Genomic DNA, 19,379 nt, shown 5'->3' with positions numbered 1-19,379 from the left:
GAGAAGCCGGTCTGGGACAGGGGAGAAGCGATGACGCTCGGCCACGGGCGCAAGGGGGCGGCCCGGCTGCTGGCGGACTGCCTGCGCCGGAACTGGGTTCGGGTGCTGGCGGCGGTCGCCGGGGGCACGGTGTTCCAGCTGTCCTCGGTGGTCTTCCCGCTGTGCGTGGAGTACGCCATCGACCAGGGCATCCAACCCGGTGACCAGGCGGCCACCCTGCGCTGGGCGCTGGCCATCGTGGGCACGGCGATCACCCTGGTGGCCGGGCTCGCCCTGATGCAGTGGCAGATCACGCTCGCCGCGGTGTCGGCGACCAACGACCTGCGTGGTGCCCTGCTGGACCGGGCGATGCGGCTGGACCGCCGTTCGCTGGCGAGGTTCGGACGCGGGGACCTGGCCACCCGCGGCACCCGTGACGTGGACTTCGTGCACAACTGGCTGGCCGGTGCCGCCTCGATGGTCACCGGTTTCGTCGGCTTCACGGTGATCCTGGTGCTGATCGGCTCGCAGGACGGGTTGCTCGCACTGGTCGGCCTGGGCACCGTCCCACTGCTGATCGCGCTGAACATCGTGCTGCCCAAGCGGTTCGCCGCCGCCAACGAGCGGCTCGCCGCCGCGCACGGGGCACGTGCGGACACCGTGGAGGAACTGCTCACCGCCAGCGCGGCCATTCGCGGCATCGGCGGAGAAGGACCGTTGCTGGAGCGGCATTCCGAGCACAGCAAGAAGGTCACCGAGGAGACCATCGCCACCGCACGGGTGGCCGCGAGTTGGGCCGCGGGCGGGCCGTTCGTGCCCGGCCTGGCCACCGCGGTCGGCCTGCTCGTCGGCGGCCAGGCGGTGATCGCGGGCTCGCTCACCATCGGTGGGCTGGTGGCCTTCACCAGCTGGATGACCATGCTGGGCAACTGGATCAGCGTGCTCACCCACCGGTTCACCCAGCTCGGCGAGGCGCTCACCGCGGCGAAGCGGATCAACCAGGTGCTGTGCACCGAACCCGTGGTCGCCGACCCGGCGCGGCCGGTGGACCTGCCCGCGCGGGGCGAACTGGTGGCCAGCGGGGTCGAGGTGCACGCCCAGCACGGCAGGGTGGTCGGGCCGATCGACCTCACCGCCCGGCCCGGGGAGTTCCTCGTGGTGACCGGACCGCTGGGCTCGGGCAAGTCCACGCTGCTGCGGCTGCTGACCCGTTGGGACGACCCGGACGCGGGCAGCGTGCGCTACGGCGGGACCGATCTGCGCGAGACCCGGCTGAGCGAGGTCCGCAGGCGGCTGGCCTTCGTGCCGCAGCGCCCCGACCTGATCTCGGGCACGATCCGGGAGAACCTGGTGCTGGGCCGCCCCGGCCTGACCGAGCAGGAGCTGCACGCGGCGTGCTCCGCGGCGGCGATCCACGAGCACATCGCGGGCCTGCCCGAGGGCTACGACACCGAGACCGGAGAGGGCGGAACCACCTTGTCCGGCGGGCAGTTGCAGCGCATCGCCCTGGCCCGCGCCCTGCTGCACGGAGCGGACGTGCTGGTGCTGGACGACCTCACCTCGGCGGTGGACGCGGGGACCGAGCGGCGAATCCTTGCCGGGCTGCGCGCCTGGCTGTCCGAAGTGGACGGAACGAGGACGATCGTGTTCGCCAGTCACCGCACGGCCGTGGTCGCCGAGGCGGACCGCACCGTGGACCTGCCCGCGCGGACCCGGGCCGAGGAGCAGATGGCAGGTGTGCACGGTGGCTGAGGCCCTGGTGCTCAGCGAGCGCCCCAAGCAGACCGCCGTGCTCCGGCGTGCATGGCCGTTCCTCAAGCCGCACAAGGTGATCCTGGCCTTGGCGATCATGCTCAGCGTGGCCGCGACCCTGGCCATGACCCTGTTCCCCTCGGTGATCGGCTGGGCCGTGAACCGCGTGGAGCAGCGCGATCTCACCGGCCTGTACGCCGCCGCCGGGACCTTCGCCGCGCTGGTCGTGGCGCGCATGGTCCTGTTGCGCAGTGCGGAACTCTGGCTCGCACGGGCCGGTGAGCGGGTCGTCGCCTCGCTGCGCGACCTGGCCGTGACCCGGCTCGCGGAGGCCCCGCTGCGGTTCCTGGAGGCACAGCGCTCCGGTGACCTGCTGCGCCGCAGCACGGCCGAGATCGCCGACCTGGCCTCGTTCGTCCGTTCGGACCTGCCCGACCTGCTCTCGGTCAGCGGCTACCTGATCTTCACCACGGTCATGCTGTTGTTCTACTCCTGGCAGCTGACCCTGGTGCTGGTGTTCGTCTTCCTGCCGCTGGCGGTGCTCACCATGCGCTGGTTCCAGCGGGGCGCCCGCGTGGCCTTCGCGGCTGAGGCCGCCGAGAAGGCGTCCATCGCGGCCACCTACCGCGAGGGCGTGCAGGCCCGTGAGCTGCTCGTGTCCCGTGGGGCGCAACAGGAGTGGCGGCAGCGTTTCGACCGCGACGCGGGCAGGCTGCGGCGTGCCACGCTGGTCTCGGAGTTCGTGGTGCTGCGCACGAGCGGGGTCACCGTGGCGCAGGCCGTGGCCGACGCCACGATCCTCGTGCTGGGCGGCGGCCTGGTGCTTGCCTGGGGTATGCCGCTGAGCACGGTGGCGGTGTTCGTGCTGGCGATGCGCCAGCTGTTCGACTCCACCAACCAGTTGACCAGCCTGATCGGCCAGTTGCAGACCTCGCGGGTGGGCCTGGCCCGGTTGCTGGACCTGCTCGACACCACCGCCCGCCCGAAGATCGGCTCGAACGGGGTCAGCGTGCCGCCCCGTGGCGCGTTGGAGGCCTCCTCGCTGCACTTCTCCTACGTGGACGGGCTTTCCGTGCTCACCGACGTGTCCTGTGCCTTCCCGCCCGGGTCCCGCTCGGCGCTGGTCGGGCCGACCGGTTCGGGCAAGACCACCCTGGCCAAGATCCTCGCCGGGCTCTACACCGCCGACGGGGGCAGCGTGCGCTACTGCGGTGTGCCCCTGGAGCAGATCGGCCCCGAGCAGCTGCGTAGCCGGATCATGCTTATCCCGCAACGGGTCCACGTGGTCACCGGCACGCTGCGGGACAACCTGCGGCTGGTGCCGAGCCCGCCGACCGACGATCGGATCGACTGGGCGCTGGGCGAGCTGGGGCTGCGCGAGTGGGTGCAGGGGCTGCCCGAACAGCTGGACACGCCGGTCAGCGCCACCGGGGACACGCTGTCCGCGGGCGAGCGGCAGCTGATCGGGTTGGTCCGGGCCGCGCTGGTGGACCCGGCCGTGCTGATCCTGGACGAGGCCACCGCCGACGTGGACCCGGTGACCGGTGACCGGATCGAGCGCGCGCTGGACCGGCTGCACGCCGACCGGTCGCTGATCGTCATCGCGCACCGGCAGTCCACAATAGACCGGCTCCCGCACGCGGTCCGGCTGGAAGCCGGTCGTACCAAGGTGAGCAGCTGATGGCCACCGTCACGCAGTTACGGCCGCCCCAGCCGCGTGCGGCCAACCGGCGCAGGCTCGCGGTGCTGCGTGCCGCCGGACTGCTCCTCGGGGCCGGGCTGGTGCTGCTGGCCGTGCTGATCAGCGTGGCGGTGGGCTCCAAGCACATCCCGTTGGACGCGGTGTGGAACGCGCTGTTCCACTTCGACGGCTCCTACGACGCGAACCTGGTGTGGGACCAGCGCATGCCGCGCACCCTGCTCGGGCTCGCGGTGGGTGCGGCGCTGGGCGTGTCGGGTGCGCTGATGCAGGCCATGACCCGCAATCCGTTGGCGGACCCGGGTTTGCTCGGGGTCAACGCGGGCTCGGCCGTGGCGGTGGTGGTCGCGGTGTCGGCCTTGGGGCTGACCAGCCTGTCCAGCTACGTGTGGTTCGCGCTGGCCGGTGCCGCCGCGGCCAGCGTGGTGGTCTACGTGCTCGGTGCCACCGGCCGCGGCGGTGCGACCCCGGTGCGGCTCGCGCTGGCGGGCACGGTGGTCACCGCCGTGCTGACCGGTGTGATCACCGCGTTCACCACCATGAACGCCAAGTCCTGGCAGCTCATGCGGTTCTGGACGATCGGCTCGCTGGTCAACCGGGGCTACGACGTGCTGTGGCAGGTGCTGCCCTTCCTGGTGCTCGGCGCGCTGATCGGCCTGTCGGTCACCGGCTCGCTCAACGCGCTGGCGCTGGGCGAGCAGGTGGGCCGCTCGCTGGGCGCGCACATCGGCCGGACCCGTGTGCTGACCGCCACCGCGATCGTGCTGCTGTGCGGCGGGGCCACGGCCGCCGCGGGGCCGATCGGCTTCGTGGGGCTGGCCGTGCCGCACGCGGTGCGCGCCGTGGTCGGCCCGAACTACCGCTGGGTCGTGCCCTACTCGATGATCGCCGCCCCGCTGCTGCTGCTCGGGGCCGACGTGCTCGGCCGGGTGCTGCTGCCCACCGGCGAGCTGGAGGCCGGTGTGATCACCGCTGTGGTCGGCGCACCCCTGTTCATCCACCTGGTCCGTCGAAAGCAGTTGGCGAAGCTGTGACCACCACCGAGAGTCCCCAGAAGAGTCCTCAGTGGACGCTGCGCAGCAGGAGCGGGGGCATCTCGCTGCGCCTGCACCGGCGCACGGCCTGGATCGCCGCGGTGCTGGTGGTCCTGTGCCTGGTGGTGGTGCTGGCCAGCCTGCTGTCCGGGCAGTTCCCGATCACCGTGGAGGGCGTGTTCCGCGCTCTGGCCGGTCAGGGCACGCTGCAACAGCGCTACTTCGTCAACGACGTGCGCCTGCCCCGCGTGCTGGTGGCCCTGTTGGTGGGCGCCGCGCTCGGCGTCAGCGGGGGCATCTTCCAGAGCCTGTCGGGCAATCCGCTGGGCAGCCCGGACATCATCGGCTTCAACGGTGGTGCGGCGGCCGGGGCGCTGGTGTGCATGCTGCTGATGCACGATTCCAGCCTGCTGGCCACCGGCGTCGGGGCGGTCGGTGGTGGGGCCGCGGTCGCCGTGCTGGTCTACCTGCTGGCCTATCGGGGCGGGGTGCGCGGCTACCGGCTGGTGCTGGTCGGGGTCGGGGTGAACGCCTTGCTCAGCGCGGGAATCGCGTACCTGCTCAGCCGTGCCGAGCTGACCGACTCGCTCAACGCCCAGGTGTGGATGGTGGGCAGCCTCAACGGGCGCGGCTGGGACCAGGTGTGGATCCTGCTGGTGGTGCTGGTCCTGGTGCTGCCGCCGTCGCTGGCGCTGAGCAATCCGCTGCTGACCCTGGAGCTGGGGCCCGAGGCGGCCACCTCGCTCGGGCTGCCGGTGAACTCCTTGCGCCGCTGGGCGATCACCATGTCGGTGCTGCTGAGCGCGGTGGCGATCGTCACGGCCGGACCGATCTCCTTCGTGGCCCTGGCCGCACCGCAGATCGCCAAACGGCTCGCGCGCTCGGTCGGTCCCTCGCTGGCCATCTCCGGTCTGACCGGAGGGTGCCTGCTGGCCGTTGCGGATCTGTTGGCACAGCGGCTTTTCCCGGCCGCGCAGTTGCCCGTCGGGGTGGCCACGGTGGTGCTGGGCGGTCTGTACCTCGGCTGGTTGCTCGTGGGGGAGTCGCGCAAGGGGCTTGCCTGATCGGGCAACGCAGTCGTCGTCACATCTTCGGCGCATAGGCAGCTCGCAGAAATTAGGCTAGCCTGCCCTAAGCTCTTGGAGGGGAGACGACATGACCAACCCGTTCGACGACGACAACGGCCGCTTCCTGGTCCTGGTCAACGAGGAGAACCAGCACTCGCTGTGGCCCGCCTTCGCCGAGGTGCCCGGCGGCTGGACCGTGGTGAAGACCGAGTCCAGCAGGCAGGAGTGCCTGGACCACATCGAGGCCAACTGGACCGACATGCGGCCCAAGAGCCTCATCGACGCCATGGGGACAGCCGGGGCCGAGCGGTCTTGAGCGAGAGAGAAGGCGTGGACCGCAGGGGTTTCCTGCTCAAGGCGGGCGCGGCCGGGGCACTGGTGCTGGGCGTAGGCTCGGTCACCGCGCAGTCCCTCCCGGTGCGGCGCACGGCCGCCGACGCGGCCCAGCCGATCACCACGATCAACCCGCACGTGCACGGCGCACCGCGCGCCCAGGGCGACCCGGTCGAGCCGGTGGCCGCCAAGTCCGTGAGTGCGACCCCGCCCACCCGTGGCACGGTCACCAAGCTGGAGGCGTTCCGGGATCCGTTGCCAGCACTGCGTTCGGTGCGCGGGTCCCGTGTGGACGGTGTGCAGCAGCTGACCATCCGAATGCGACCGGCCACGGTGCGGCTGCACTCGCAGCTGCCGCCGACGCGAATCTGGGGCTTCGAGGGCCAGTTCCCGGGACCGATCATCGAGGCGCGGCGCGGACAACCGCTGCGCGTGGTGTGGACCAACGAGCTGACCGGTCCCTACCCGTTGCCGGTGGTGGAGATCCCGTTCGACGAGAACGCCAACCCGTACCAGTGGGACCTGCCCGGCCGCGAGGGCGTCGCCCCGCGCGCCGACGTGGCCGCGCTGCCCGGCTGGACCTCCATCCACCTGCACGGCCAGTTCAGCGACGGCAGCAGCGACGGCTGGGCCGAGGACGCCGTGCTCGCCGGGCGCAGCCAGCTCGTGGAGTACCGCAACGACCAGCCGGCCACCACGCTCTGGTACCACGACCACGCCATGCACATCACCCGCTGGAACGTGATGTCCGGGCTGCTGGGCATGTACGTGCTGCGCGATGACGAGGAGGAGTCGCTGCGGCTGCCCGCCGGGGACCGCGAGGTGCCGCTGGTCATCTGCGACCGCAACTTCGACACCGACGCGCAGAACCGGCTCACTGGCACGATGCTGCACAAGACGACCGTCATGCGCACCGACCCGCTGCGCCAGGTGCGGTCCTTCGCCGGGCCCTACACCCTGGTCAACGGCGTGATCTGGCCGCACAAGGAGGTCGCGCCCGACTGGTACCGGTTCCGCATGGCCAACGCCTCCAACACCAGGCCGTACGACGTGCAGTTGGTCACCGAGGACGGCAAGCCCGCACCCGAGGGCACCATTTACCTGATCGGCACCGACTCGGGGCTGCTGGGCGCACCCGTGGACGTGCGCGAGGGGTTCAGCCTCGCCGCCTCCGAGCGCGCGGACATCCTGATCGACTTCCGCCGGTTCGCCGGGCGCAAGCTGGTGCTGCGCAACATCAACTACGACCCGGGCCCGTGGCCGGACTTCCTGCAGTTCCGGGTGTCCCAGCACGGCAGGCCCTCGGGCTTCCAACTGCCCAAGACCCTGGCGAAGTCCTTCACCAAGGTCACCGAGCAGCAGCCGGTCAGCGCCGAGCGGATGGTCATGCTGACCCCGGTGGGCGTCTCGCACGCCCGGCTCTGGGAGATGCAGCGCATCGAGGCGCCCAAGGGGCCGTTCCCGATCGACGGCGTGGTGCAGGTCAAGGAGCAGGACGGCACGGTCACCACCTGGCAACGCATGGCCTACCGGTGGACCGACCCGCCGCAGTACACGGTGCGGACCGGCGCGTGGGAGCGCTGGCGGTTCCTGAACCTGGACTGGTCGGGCTGGCCGCACCCGATGCACGTGCACGTCTGCGCGTTCCAGCCGGTCAAACGCGGGTTCTACAACATCGACGGCTTCAAGTTCATCGACCTGCCCGGCGGTGGTATCGGCGGCGGTACCGCCACGCCGGTGTTCTGGCAGGAGAGCAAGCCGGTGGTGGCCTCCCAGCAGGGCTGGAAGGACGTGGTCAACGTGGCCGCGGGCGAGTCGGTGGACGTGATCGCGCACTTCGCCGAGGTGACCGGCAAGTTCGTCTACCACTGCCACATGCTCGAGCACGAGGACATGAGCATGATGCGGCCGTTCCTGGTGCAGCCCAAGGAGGTGCTGGCCGTGGCGATGTCCATGGACCACGAGCTGCCACCCAACGGCGGGCACGGCGGGCATTGATCGTCAAGTGACGGGGAGAGGACCAGCAGTGTCATCGGTGCGAGGGGACGACCGCCAGCCGCTGACCGCGGCGCAGCAGGGCGTCTGGTACGGGCAACGCATCGACCAGGCCAGCCCGGCCTACAACACCGGTGAGTACGTGGAGATCCGCGGCCACCTGGACGCGGCGGCCTTTCGTGAGGCCGTGCGCAGGACCTGCGCCGATGCCGAGGGCCTGACCGTCCTGTTCGGACACGACGAGTCGGGTCCGTGGCAGCGCCCCGGTGCCGCCCCGCTCCCCGAACTGTCCGTTGTGGACATATACGGGGATCCTGTCCCGGCGATGCGGGCGGAGCTGGCCCTGGCCCGTGACCTCACCACGGGTCCACTGGTGACCCAGGTCCTCTACCGGGTGGCGCCCGACCGGTACCACTGGTTCCTGCGCTGCCACCACATCCTGCTCGACGGCTACGGCTACGGCCTGCTGGCACGCCGCGTGGCGGAGGTCTACACCGCGCTGGTCGGCGGCGACCCGGTTGCCGACAACCCGTTCCGGCCGGTGGCGGACCTGCTCGCGGAGGAGGCCGCCTACCGCGGATCCGAGCGGTTCGACCGCGACCGCCGGTTCTGGCGCGAGCGGCTGGTGGACCTGCCGGAGGTCGTGTCCCTGGCCGAGCCCGCACCGGCCTCGCACCACTTCCTGCGCGAGCACACCACCGTCGGCGCGGACACCGTTGCCGCGCTGGGGGTTCTCGGCAAGCGGCTGGGTGTGGGCTGGGCCGAGCTGATCACCGCCGCCACCGCCCTGTACCTGCACCGCGCCACCGGGGCGCCGGAGGTCGTATTGGGCCTGCCGGTGATGGGCCGACTCGGCTCGGCGGCGGCGCGGATTCCGGCCAGCACCGTCAACGTGGTGCCGTTGCGGGTGCCCGTCACCGCGTCGAGCACCGTGGCCCTGCTGGCCGCCACGGTGGGCGCCGAGTTCAAGCTGACCCGGCCGCACCACCGGTACCGCGGCGAGGACATCCGGCGCGACCTCGGCCTGCTCGGCTCCGGCCGTCGGCTGGTCGGACCGTGGATCAACATCAAGCCCTTCGACGGGGAACTGTCCTTCGGCGGCCTGCCCGGCACCACGCACTACCTCGCGGCGGGCCCGGTGGACGACCTGTCGATCACCGTGCAGGGCGGGCCGACCAGCGCCGGGCTGGTGCTGGACATCGACGCCAACCCGGCCGCCTACACCGAATCGGAGCTGCGCGGGCACGCACGGCGCTTCGTCGCACTGCTCGACGCCCTCGCCAAGGCCGAGCCGGAAACCCCGGTCGGCCGGTTCGAGGTGGCCACGGCCGAGGAGATCGGCCACGCCCTGTCGGCGGGGCGCACGGTGTCCACAGTGCACGATCAACTCGACCTGCTCGCGACCATCCCTTCCGGAGCGGAGGTCGCAGTCCGCGCCGGGGATCATGCACTGTCCTATTCGGAACTCCACGACAGGTCCGACCGCCTCGCCGCGCTGTTGCTCGCACGCGGTGTCCAGCCCGGCGAGCTCGTCGCCGTGGTGCTGCCCCGCAGCACCGATCTCCTCGTGACCCTGTTGGCGGTGCTCAAGTCGGGTGCCGCGTACCTGCCGGTGGATCCCGAATTCCCCGCCGAGCGCGTGGAGTTCATGCTCGCCGACGCCAAGCCCGTGCTGGTGGTCGACGGCAAGTGGTTGGCCGCCAACGAGAGCGGCGAACCTGCTGAGTCGCTTCCGGTGGTACCGGCCGACGCGCCCGCGTACGTGCTCTACACCTCGGGATCGACGGGGCGACCCAAGGGGGTCGTCGTCACCCGGCGCAACCTCGCCAACCTGTTGGCCTCGCTGCGCGAACGGTTCGCCTTCGGTGTCGGCGACCGGTTCCTGGCCGTCACCACGATCAGCTTCGACATCGCCGCACTGGAGCTGTTCCTGCCCCTGCTCGACGGCGCCACCGTGGTGCTGGCGGACAAGCAGGACACCCGCGACCCCTTTCGCCTGACCGCGTTGCTCGCACGTGAGCGGATCACCGCCATGCAGGCCACGCCCGCACTGTGGCAGGCACTGGTCGAGCTGGCGCCACGGTCGCTGCGGGGCGTGCGGGCACTGGTCGGCGGCGAGGCGCTGCCGCCCGCGCTGGCCCGCGCGCTGACCGCGGTCGCGGCCGAGGTCACCAACCTGTACGGGCCGACCGAGACCACGATCTGGTCCACTGCCCGTGAGATCACCACGGCGGACGCAGACCGGCCGCTGATCGGCCGCCCGCTGCACAACACCAACGCCTACGTGCTCGACTCCGCGCTGCGCCCGGTGCCGCCCGGTGTGGCCGGTGAGCTGTACCTGGCCGGAGCTGGCGTGGCACTGGGCTACCTGGGCCGCGGCGCGCTGACCGCAGCCCGGTTCGTGGCCAACCCGTTCGACGGGGGCCGCATGTACCGCACGGGCGACCTCGCCCGCTGGACCGAGTCCGGCGAGCTGGACTGCCTGGGCCGCACCGACCAGCAGGTCAAGGTGCGGGGGTTCCGGGTCGAACTGGGTGAGATCGAGTCCGTGCTCGGCCAGGCCCCGGGCGTGGGCCACTGCGCGGTGGTCGCGGTGGGCGCCGGGCTCGTCGCCTACTACGTGGCCACCGGTGAGGTCGGCAACCTGCACGAGCACCTGGCGCGGCAGTTGCCGGACTACATGGTGCCCGCGCTGATCGTGCCGTTGGACGAGTTGCCGCTGACCCCCAACGGCAAGGTGGATCGGCTCGCACTGGCCGCCCGGTCGCACTCCGGCTCCGGTGTGTCCACAACGGACGCACGGGTGGCCCGGCTCTGCGCACTGTTCGGCGACGTGCTCGGCGTTGGGCAGTTCGGCCCGGAGGACGACTTCTTCCGTTTCGGCGGGCACTCCCTGCTCGCCATGCGGCTGAGCACCAGGCTGGGCGCCGAGTTCGGCGTGGAACTGCCCATCGCGGTGATCTTCGACGCGCCCACGCCCAGCTCGTTGGTGCGCCACCTGGCTGACTCCGCGCCCACCCGGCCCGCACTGTCCGTTGTGGACCGTCCCGCGCGGATCCCGCTGTCCGCGGGCCAGCGCCGCCTGTGGCTGCTCCAAGCGCTGGAGGGTGCCAGCGCGACCTACAACCTGCCGCTGGCCGTGCGCCTGCACGGGGCACTGGACCGGGATGCACTGGTCGCCGCACTGGACGACCTGGTGGTCCGGCACGAGTCCCTGCGCACGGTCTACCTGGACGACGGGGGCGAGCCCTGGCAGCACGTCCTGCCGATCGGTGCGATGCGCTGCCGGGTGATCACCGCCAGCGAGGCGGAGCTGCCCGCGCTGGTCCGTGAGCACAGCCGCCGCCCGTTCGCGCTGGAGTCGGAGCTGCCGGTCCGAGCAGTGCTGTTCGCGCTGGCCGCCGACGAGCACCTGCTGCTGATCACCGCGCACCACATCGCCACCGACGAGTGGTCTCTGCGGCCGCTGCTCGCCGACCTTGAAACCGCTTACACGGCAAGGCTTCGCGGCGAGCAGCCACAGTGGGCGCCACTGCCCGTGCAGTACGCGGACTACACCCTGTGGCATCGCGACCTGCCCGTTGCGGCCGACCTGGACTTCTGGGCCAGTGAGCTGGACGGGCTGCCGGAGGAGATCGCCGTCCCGACCGGGCGTGCCCGGCCCGCCCGCCCGACCGGCCTGGGGCTCGTGCTGGACCTGGAGCTGCCGGACGGGGTGTTCGAGCAGATCCGTGCCCTGGCCGCGGAGACCGGCACCAGCGTGTTCATGGTGCTGCACGCCGCGCTGGCCGCCGTGCTGTCCCGCTGCGGGGCGGGCACGGACGTGCCGGTCGGCGTGCCGGTCGCGGGGCGGCACGACCAGGCCCTGGACGGGTTGATCGGCTTCTTCGTGAACACCGTGGTGCTGCGCACGGACCTGGCCGGGCGGCCCACGTTCCGCGAACTGCTGGCCCGGGTCCGCCGCGCCGACCTGGCAGCGCTCGCTCACGAGGGCGTGCCGTTCGAGCAGGTCCTCGACCGGGTGGACCCGCCGCGCTCCCCGTCGCGGCACCCGCTGTTCCAGGTGATGTTCGCCTACCGCAACACCGCTGGCGGCACGGAGGGCTTCGCCGGGCTGGACGCCGAGGTCGAGCTGATTACCACAGGCACCGCCAAGTTCGACCTCACCCTGAACCTCACCGAGTCGGACACCGGCCTGAGCGGGTTCCTGGAGTTCGCGCTCGACCTGTTCGACCTGGACGAGGCCGCGCTGTTCACGGACCGGTTCACGCAGTTCCTGGTCGGCTTGCTCGCCTCCGCCGACGAGCCGATCGGCGCCGTTCCCGTGCTGCTGCCCGGTGAGCGCGTCCAGCCGGACACAACCCACGTCCTGCCGGACACCACGTTGACCGCCCTGCTGGAGCAGGCCCTGACCGAGCACGCCGACAACGAGGCGCTGGTCTTCTGCGACTCAAGTCTCACTTACCGTGAGCTGGGGGAGCGCAGCGAGCAGTTGGCCGCCGCATTGCAGGCCCAGGGCGTTGGCCCCGAGTCGGTGGTGGCTGTAGTCGTGCCGCGTTCCCCGGAGCTGGTCGTCGCACTGTTGGCCGTGCTCCGCGCGGGTGGCGCCTACCTGCCGGTCGACCCCGAGCTCCCAGCCGAGCGCGTTGACGAGCTGATCGCCGACGCACAGCCCGCCGCCGTGATCACCGCCGACACCGCCGCCGCGGGTGGCCTGTTCGTCCAGGCCGCGCTCACACCGGGCAACTCCGCGTACCTGATCTACACCTCGGGCTCCACCGGGCGGCCCAAGGGCGTGCTGGTGGAGCACGCGGCCATCGTCAACCGACTGCTGTGGATGCGTGAGCGCTACGGCATCGACGCCACCGACCGCGTGTTGCAGAAGACCCCGGCCTCTTTCGACGTCTCGGTCTGGGAGTTCTTCCTGCCGCTGGTCACTGGCGGTACGCTGGTGCTCGCCGAACCCGGTGACCACCGCGATCCCGAGCGGCTGGCCGCGCTGATCGAGTCCCAGCGGATCACCACCGTCCACTTCGTACCGTCCATGCTGGCGGCCTTCCTCGCCGCCGAGACCCGGCACGACCTGGGCTCGCTGCGCCGCGTGGTGTGCAGCGGCGAGGCGCTGCCCGCCGACCTGGTGCTGCGCGCCCGCGAGGTGCTCGGCGCCCCGCTGCACAACCTCTACGGCCCGACCGAGGCCGCCGTGGACGTCAGCGAGTGGGACACCTCGGCCGAGGACGGCACCCGGCCGGTCCCGATCGGCGTGCCGGTCTGGAACACCAGCCTGCACGTGCTCGACGCCGAGCTGCGGCCCGTGCCACCCGGCGTCGCGGGCGAGCTGTACCTCGGCGGGGTCCAGCTCGCACGCGGCTACCGCGACCGCGCCGGACTGACCGCGGAGCGGTTCGTGGCCAACCCGTTCGACGGGGGACGGATGTACCGGACCGGCGACCTCGTGCGCCGCAGGCTGGACGGGGCCGTGGAGTACCTGGGGCGCACGGACCACCAGGTCAAGATCCGCGGCCAGCGCATCGAGTTGGGGGAGATCGAGTCCCGGCTCACCGCCCTGCCGGAGGTCGACGGCGCGGTGGTCGTGCAGCGCGGGGACAAGCTCGTCGCCTACTGCGTACCGGCCACTGTGGACACCACAGCCGTGCTCACCGGGCTGGCGGCCACGCTGCCCGCTGCCATGGTGCCCTCCGCGCTGGTGGCGTTGACCGAGTTCCCGCTCAGCCGCAACGGCAAGCTGGACCGGTCCGCCCTGCCCGAGCCCGCTGGGGCAGCTGCCCCAGTGCTCGTGGCCCCACGCAGTGCCCGCGAGACGGCCGTGGCCGAGGCGTTCGCCGAGGTCCTGGGCCTGAACGAGGTCGGTGCTGACACCGGGTTCTTCGCCTCCGGCGGGGACAGCATCCTCGCGATCCACTTGGTGGCCGCACTGCGCCGCGACGGTCTGCGCGTCACGCCGAAGGACGTGGTCGAGGCCGGGACCGTCGCGGTGCTGGCGGACCGCGCCCAGCCGATCGCCGACGCACCAAGGGTTTCCGCCGAGCAGTCCACCGGACTCGTGGCGCCGACCCCGATGCTGCGCTGGCTGCTCGACCGCGGCGGGCCGATCGACCGCTACAGCCAGGCCACGCTGCTGCGCGTGCCGGTGACGGTGAGCACCGCCGACCTGGAACGACTGCTCGCCGGGTTGGTGGCACGCCACGAGTTCCTCCGGTCCCGGCTGACCGGTGAGTCGCTGGAGATCCTGCCCGCTCAGGACGTGCGGGTCACGGTCCGCGCCGTGCCCTCGGACGCCGACCCGGTGGCCGAGCTGGCACGGGAGGTCACCGCGCTCGACCCGCGCGCCGGGATCATGCTGCGCGCGGTCCACTTCGAGCCGGGCCGTCTGCTGCTGGTGGCACACCACTTGGCGGTGGATGCCGTGTCCTGGCGGGTGATCGGCGCCGACCTGGCCGCCGACTGGGCGGGGCAGGCGCGACCCGGCGAGTTCGCCGCCCGCGCCTGGGCCGCGTCCCTGGCCGCCGACCAGACGCAGATCGTTTTCTGGCAGGACATGTCGGCCGGGAACAGCACACTGTCGGCCACCGGCACGGTCGGCGAGCTCGCCCACCGGGTGGTCGAGCTGCCCGCCGACCTGTCGCGGGCCGTCACCGAGCACATCCCGCGCGCGTTCCACACCGGTACCCGTGAGGTGCTGCTCGCCGCGCTCGGACTGGCCGCCCGCGAGGTCTGGGGTGAGTCGGAGCTGCGCGCGGACCTGGAGGGGCACGGCCGTGACCACGTGGTCGGCGCCGAGTCCGCCGTGGGGTGGTTCACCAGCCTGTACCCGGTTCGGATCGGGCTGGCGGGCACGGCCGAGCAGATCCTCAAGCGGGTCAAGGAAACGCTCAGCGCGGTGCCTGGTGACGGCACCGGGTACGGGCTGCTGCGCGACCAGGTGCCCGGTGCGCCGCGGCCGATCCTGTTCAACCACCTGGGCCGTGCCACGAAGCAGGACGCGGACTTCGCTCCGGTCGACGGGCTGGGCTTCCTGGCCGGTGGCGTGGACGAGGGCCTGGCTGCCTCGCACGCGGTCGAGGTCTCCACGCTCGTCGAGGACGGGGTGCTCAAGGCACGCTGGTCCTTTGTGGATGGTGTCGACATCGAGGCGCTGCTGACCGCCTGGCAAGCCGCGTTGACCGCGTTGACCAGCGGTGGCGGGCACACGCCCTCGGATTTCCCGCTCGTCGCACTGACTCAGTCCGAAGTGGACGAACTGGGCGCGGTGGAGGACGTGCTGCCGCTGTCCCCGTTGCAGGCTGGTCTGTTGTTCCAGTCCAGCGTGCAAGACGCCGAGACCGATGTCTACACGGTGCAACTCGCCTTCGACCTCACCGGGGAACTGGACGCGGCGCGGCTGCGCGCGTGTGCCGAGGACCTGGTCCGTCGCAACCCAGCGCTGCGGGCGACCTTCCACCTGCGGGACAACGGCGACCCGATCCAGGTCATCGCGGCCGAGCCCGAGTTGTCCTGGCACGAGGACGTAGTGGCAGAGGAGTTCCGCCGTGCCAGGTTCGACCTGGCCGAGGCGCCATTGATCAGGTTCGCCCTGCTGCGCGAAGGGCCGACGAAGCACCGCCTGCTCATTTGCCACCACCACGTCCTGCTGGACGGTTGGTCCTCACTCGCGCTGGCCCGCGAACTGCTCGCGACCTACGGCGGTGCCGACGCACCCGTGCGACGCCCGCACCGGGACCACCTCCAGTGGCTGTCCACAGTGGATCGCGATGCGGACCGTGCGGCCTGGGCCGAGGCGCTGGCCGGACTGGACGAGCCGACCGTGCTGGTGCCGGAGGCCAGCGGAGTGCAGTGGCCGGAGCAGATCCACCGCGAACTCGGCGCCGACCTGACCGCCGCGCTGGTGGACCGGGCGCGCGCGGGCGGCTACACCGTCAACACTGTCGCGCAGGCCGTGTGGGCGATCCTGTTGGGCAGGCTCACCGGCCGGTCCGACGTGGTGTTCGGTACCACCGTGTCCGGGCGGCCCGCCGAGCTGGCAGGCGTCACGGACATGGCCGGGCTGTTCATCAACACGCTGCCGGTGCGGATCAGCCTGAGCCCGCGGGAAACCGTGGACGAGCTGCTCGGCCGAGTGCTGCGTGAGCAGACGGACCTGTTGGCGCACCACCAGATCGGGCTCGCGGAGATCCAGCGCGCGGCGGGCGTCGGCGAGCTCTTCGACACGCTGCTCGTGGTGGAGAACTACCCGGCTGCCGCCGAGTGCGACGCCGGGCCGGGCCTGCACGTGGCCGGGGGACCGCCGGTCGACGCCACGCACTACCCGGTGACGCTGATCGTCGCGCCCGAGGAACGGCTCTACCTGGGGCTGAAGTTCCAGCCGGGATTCGGTGCCGCGCAGGCGGAAGCGCTGCTGGACCGGTTCGTCCGCGTGCTGCGCCTGGTGATCGCCCAGCCCTCGGCCCCGGTCGGCACGCTGGGCATCGCCGACCCCGCCGAACAGGACCTGGTGCTGCGGCAGTTCAACCGGACCGGCGAGTTCGCCGCCGACCGAACCCTGGCCGCGGAGTTCCGCGCCCAGGTGCGGCGCACGCCGGACGCCATCGCCGTCACCGACGAGCACACGCAGGTGACCTACGCCGAGCTGGACGCGGCGGCTCGCGGACTGGCGCGGCTGCTCGTCGAGCGCGGAGTCGGCGCGGAATCCTTGGTAGCCCTGGCCATCCCGCGCTCGGTCCAGCTGATCACCGCGATCCTGGCCGTGCACAAGGCGGGCGGCGCCTACCTGCCGATCGATCTCGGCCACCCGGCCGAGCGGATCACGGGCATCCTCACCGAGGCCAAGCCCGCACTGGTGCTCACCACCGACGCCTACTTCGAGGGCTTCGAGCACCTGTCCCTGACCGGCCTGGACCTGACCGGCGGAGCCGAGATCGAGGCCCGGCCGGGCAACGCGGCTTACGTGATCTACACCTCGGGCTCCACCGGACGGCCCAAGGGCGTGGTCGTGGAGCACGCCAGCGTGCTCGGGCTGGTCGGGTGGGGCCGCGCCACCTTCGGCCCGCAGGGGCTGTCCCGGGTGCTCGCGGCCACCCCGCTGACCTTCGACGTGTCCGTGTTCGAGATCTTCACCCCGCTGCTGAGCGGCGGCCGGATCGACGTGGTCCCCGACGTGCTCGCGCTGGCCGACGCGCGGGAGGGCGGCCGGCTGAGCCTGGTCTGCGGGGTGCCCTCCGCGATCGCCGGGGTCTTCGAGCAGAACCTGGCCGGGCTGGCGGTCGACACCTTCGCCCTGGCCGGGGAGGCGCTGTCGGCCGACCTGGTGCGCAAGATCCGCACCGCGCTGCCCGGGGCCCGCCTGGTCAACATCTACGGACCGACCGAGGCCACCGTGTACGCCACGAGCTGGCCGGTGGCCCAGGACGGCCGGGTGCTGATCGGCGCCCCGCTGACGGGCTGCCGCTGCTACGTGCTGGACCGCGACCTCAACCCGGTGCCGCCCGGGGTCGCCGGTGAGCTCTACCTGGCGGGCGGGCTCGCGCGCGGCTACCTGGGCCGTCCCGGGCTGACCGCGGAGCGGTTCGTGGCCAACCCGTTCGACGGGGGCCGCATGTACCGCACCGGGGACCTCGCGCGGTGGACCGCCGACGGGGAGATCGACTACCTGGGCCGGGTCGACCACCAGGTCAAGGTCCGCGGGTTCCGCATCGAACTCGGTGAGGTCGAGCACGTGCTCACCGGCGCACCCGGTGTCACGGCCGCCGCCGTGCTGGCGCGCTCGGGCAGCGCCCTGGTCGGCTACGTGACCACTGAGTCCACTGTGGACTTCGAGCAAGTGCTGGCACACTGCCGTTCGCGGCTGCCCGCCTACATGGTGCCGACTACCCTCGTGCCGCTGACTGAGTTCCCGTTGACCCCCAGCGGAAAGCTGGACCGTGCGGCCCTGCCCGAGCCGGGTGCGGTCGCGGCCGTCGACGAGGCCGGTACGGGCGACGTGACGGCCGAGCTGCTGGCCGGGATCTTCGCCGAGGTGCTGGACCTGCCGCGGGTCGGCGAGCGGGACAACTTCTTCAGCCTTGGCGGGGACAGCATCCTGTCCCTGCGCGTGGTCGGCAAGGCCCGTGCGGCCGGTCTGACCATCGGCGCCCGCGACGTGGTGGAACTGGCCACCCCGCTGGCCCTTTCCGAGCGGATCGGCAGCAGAACCGTTGAGGTGCGGCAACTCCCCAGTGCGGAGCCCGCCGAGATCGCCCGCACGCCGATCATGGCCTGGGCCACCGAGCGAGGCGGTGACCACAACCGGTTCGCGCAATGGATGCTCCTGCGGACCCCTGCCGGGCTGGACCTGGCACGTCTCCAGCAACTCCTCGCGGACCTCTACGCACGGCACCCCGAACTCGGTTCACGGCTCACCGAGGACGGCCGTCTCATCCCCGGCAGCACCGGGGCGCCCACGGTTCGCGTCGTCGCCGACCTGGCAGGTGAGCGCGAGCGAGCACTGTCCGAACTGGACACTTCTGCTGGGGTCATGCTGCGCGCGGTGTGGTGCCCGCAGAAGCGCCAACTGCTGTTGGTGGCCAACCACTTCGTCATGGACGGCGTGTCCTGGCGCATCCTCATCGAGAGCCTGGCGGGCGAGACCGCCACGAGCAGCAGCTTCGCCCGCTGGACGCAGGCGGCGGCACAGGTCGACACCGACCTCACGGCCTGGCGGAACCTGCTGGACGGGCCGTTCGAGCGGATCGGCCGCCGCCCGGTGGATCCGGCGACGGACCTGGTCGGCTCCGCGGTGAAGATCGAGACGGAGTTGCCGTGGCAGGGGCTCACCGAGGTCGCCGCCAGGGCACACGGCACCGTGCAGGACGTGTTGCTCGCCGCGCTGGCGATGGCGGTGGGCCACCCGCTAGTGGTCGCCGTGGAAGGGCACGGACGGGCTGACCTCGGCCTGGACATCTCCCGCACCGTTGGCTGGTTCACCTCGCGCTACCCGGTTCCGCTCCACCTCGGTGACGGCCCGGTCGACACCCTCAAGCGGGTCAAGAACACCCTGCGCGGGCTGCCCGGAGGCGAGCTGGCCGGACTCCAGTACGGACGGCTGCGCTACCTGGACCGCGCGCCCGGCCTGCCCGAGCCGGAGATCGGCTTCAACTACCTGGGCCGGTTCACCGGCAGTGACGGGGACTGGACGCCGATCGGCCCGATGGGCGGCAGTGCCGATCCAAGCACGGCCGTGGCCTCCGCACTGGACATCAACGCGGCCGTGGACGGCTCGGTGGTACGCACCTCGTGGGCGTTCGTGCCCGAGGTGATCACCGAGGCCGAGGTCCGCGCGCTGGCCCTGCGCTGGCAGCAGGCCGTCGCCGAGCTGGTCGCGGCCGTGCACGAACCCTTCCACACGCCCTCGGACTTCCCGCTCGCCCGGCTGGAACAGTCCGATGTGGACTCGTTGCCCGCTGTCCGGGACGTGCTGCCGCTGACCCCGTTGCAGACCGGCCTGCTGTTCCTGACCGGCTTCGC

General features: G+C 71.8%; 7 protein-coding genes (1 of these 7 only partly in view). All 7 read left to right on the top strand.

The genetic code is table 11. The features are described from left to right. Positions 1 to 30 precede the first annotated feature (30 nt). Positions 31 to 1,731: an ABC transporter ATP-binding protein gene (locus KALB_RS23775; protein WP_025358210.1), complete on the top strand. Its 1,701-nt coding sequence runs from the start codon at positions 31 to 33 to the stop codon at positions 1,729 to 1,731. Then, positions 1,724 to 3,412: an ABC transporter ATP-binding protein gene (locus KALB_RS23770; protein WP_025358209.1), complete on the top strand. Its 1,689-nt coding sequence runs from the start codon at positions 1,724 to 1,726 to the stop codon at positions 3,410 to 3,412. Before KALB_RS23775 ends, KALB_RS23770 begins: the two co-directional genes overlap by 8 nt. Beyond that, entirely contained in the window at positions 3,412 to 4,464 is a 1,053-nt protein-coding gene (locus tag KALB_RS23765) for a FecCD family ABC transporter permease (RefSeq protein ID WP_025358208.1), read from the top strand. Before KALB_RS23770 ends, KALB_RS23765 begins: the two co-directional genes overlap by 1 nt. Further along, positions 4,461 to 5,528 (top strand): FecCD family ABC transporter permease, encoded by a 1,068-nt coding sequence (locus KALB_RS23760; protein WP_025358207.1) that lies wholly within the window; start codon positions 4,461 to 4,463, stop codon positions 5,526 to 5,528. Before KALB_RS23765 ends, KALB_RS23760 begins: the two co-directional genes overlap by 4 nt. A gap of 91 nt (positions 5,529 to 5,619) precedes the next feature. Further along, on the top strand, positions 5,620 to 5,847 hold the full coding sequence (locus tag KALB_RS23755) for an MbtH family protein (RefSeq protein WP_025358206.1): 228 nt from the start codon (positions 5,620 to 5,622) through the stop codon (positions 5,845 to 5,847). Further along, positions 5,844 to 7,862: a multicopper oxidase family protein gene (locus KALB_RS23750; RefSeq protein ID WP_042220722.1), complete on the top strand. Its 2,019-nt coding sequence runs from the start codon at positions 5,844 to 5,846 to the stop codon at positions 7,860 to 7,862. Before KALB_RS23755 ends, KALB_RS23750 begins: the two co-directional genes overlap by 4 nt. Before the next feature lie 28 nt (positions 7,863 to 7,890). Next, positions 7,891 to 19,379, top strand: the 5' portion of a protein-coding gene (locus tag KALB_RS23745) for a non-ribosomal peptide synthetase (protein ID WP_025358204.1). Its footprint extends 4,336 nt past the window's final position; the window shows 11,489 of its 15,825 coding nt (coding positions 1-11,489); the start codon lies at positions 7,891 to 7,893; its stop codon lies beyond the right edge, outside the window.

This window comes from Kutzneria viridogrisea DSM 43870 (assembly GCF_000525635.1).
Lineage (GTDB): Bacteria > Actinomycetota > Actinomycetes > Mycobacteriales > Pseudonocardiaceae > Kutzneria > Kutzneria viridogrisea.
Note: the sequence above shows the minus strand (reverse complement) of the source record. Positions and strands in the feature narration are given on the sequence as shown.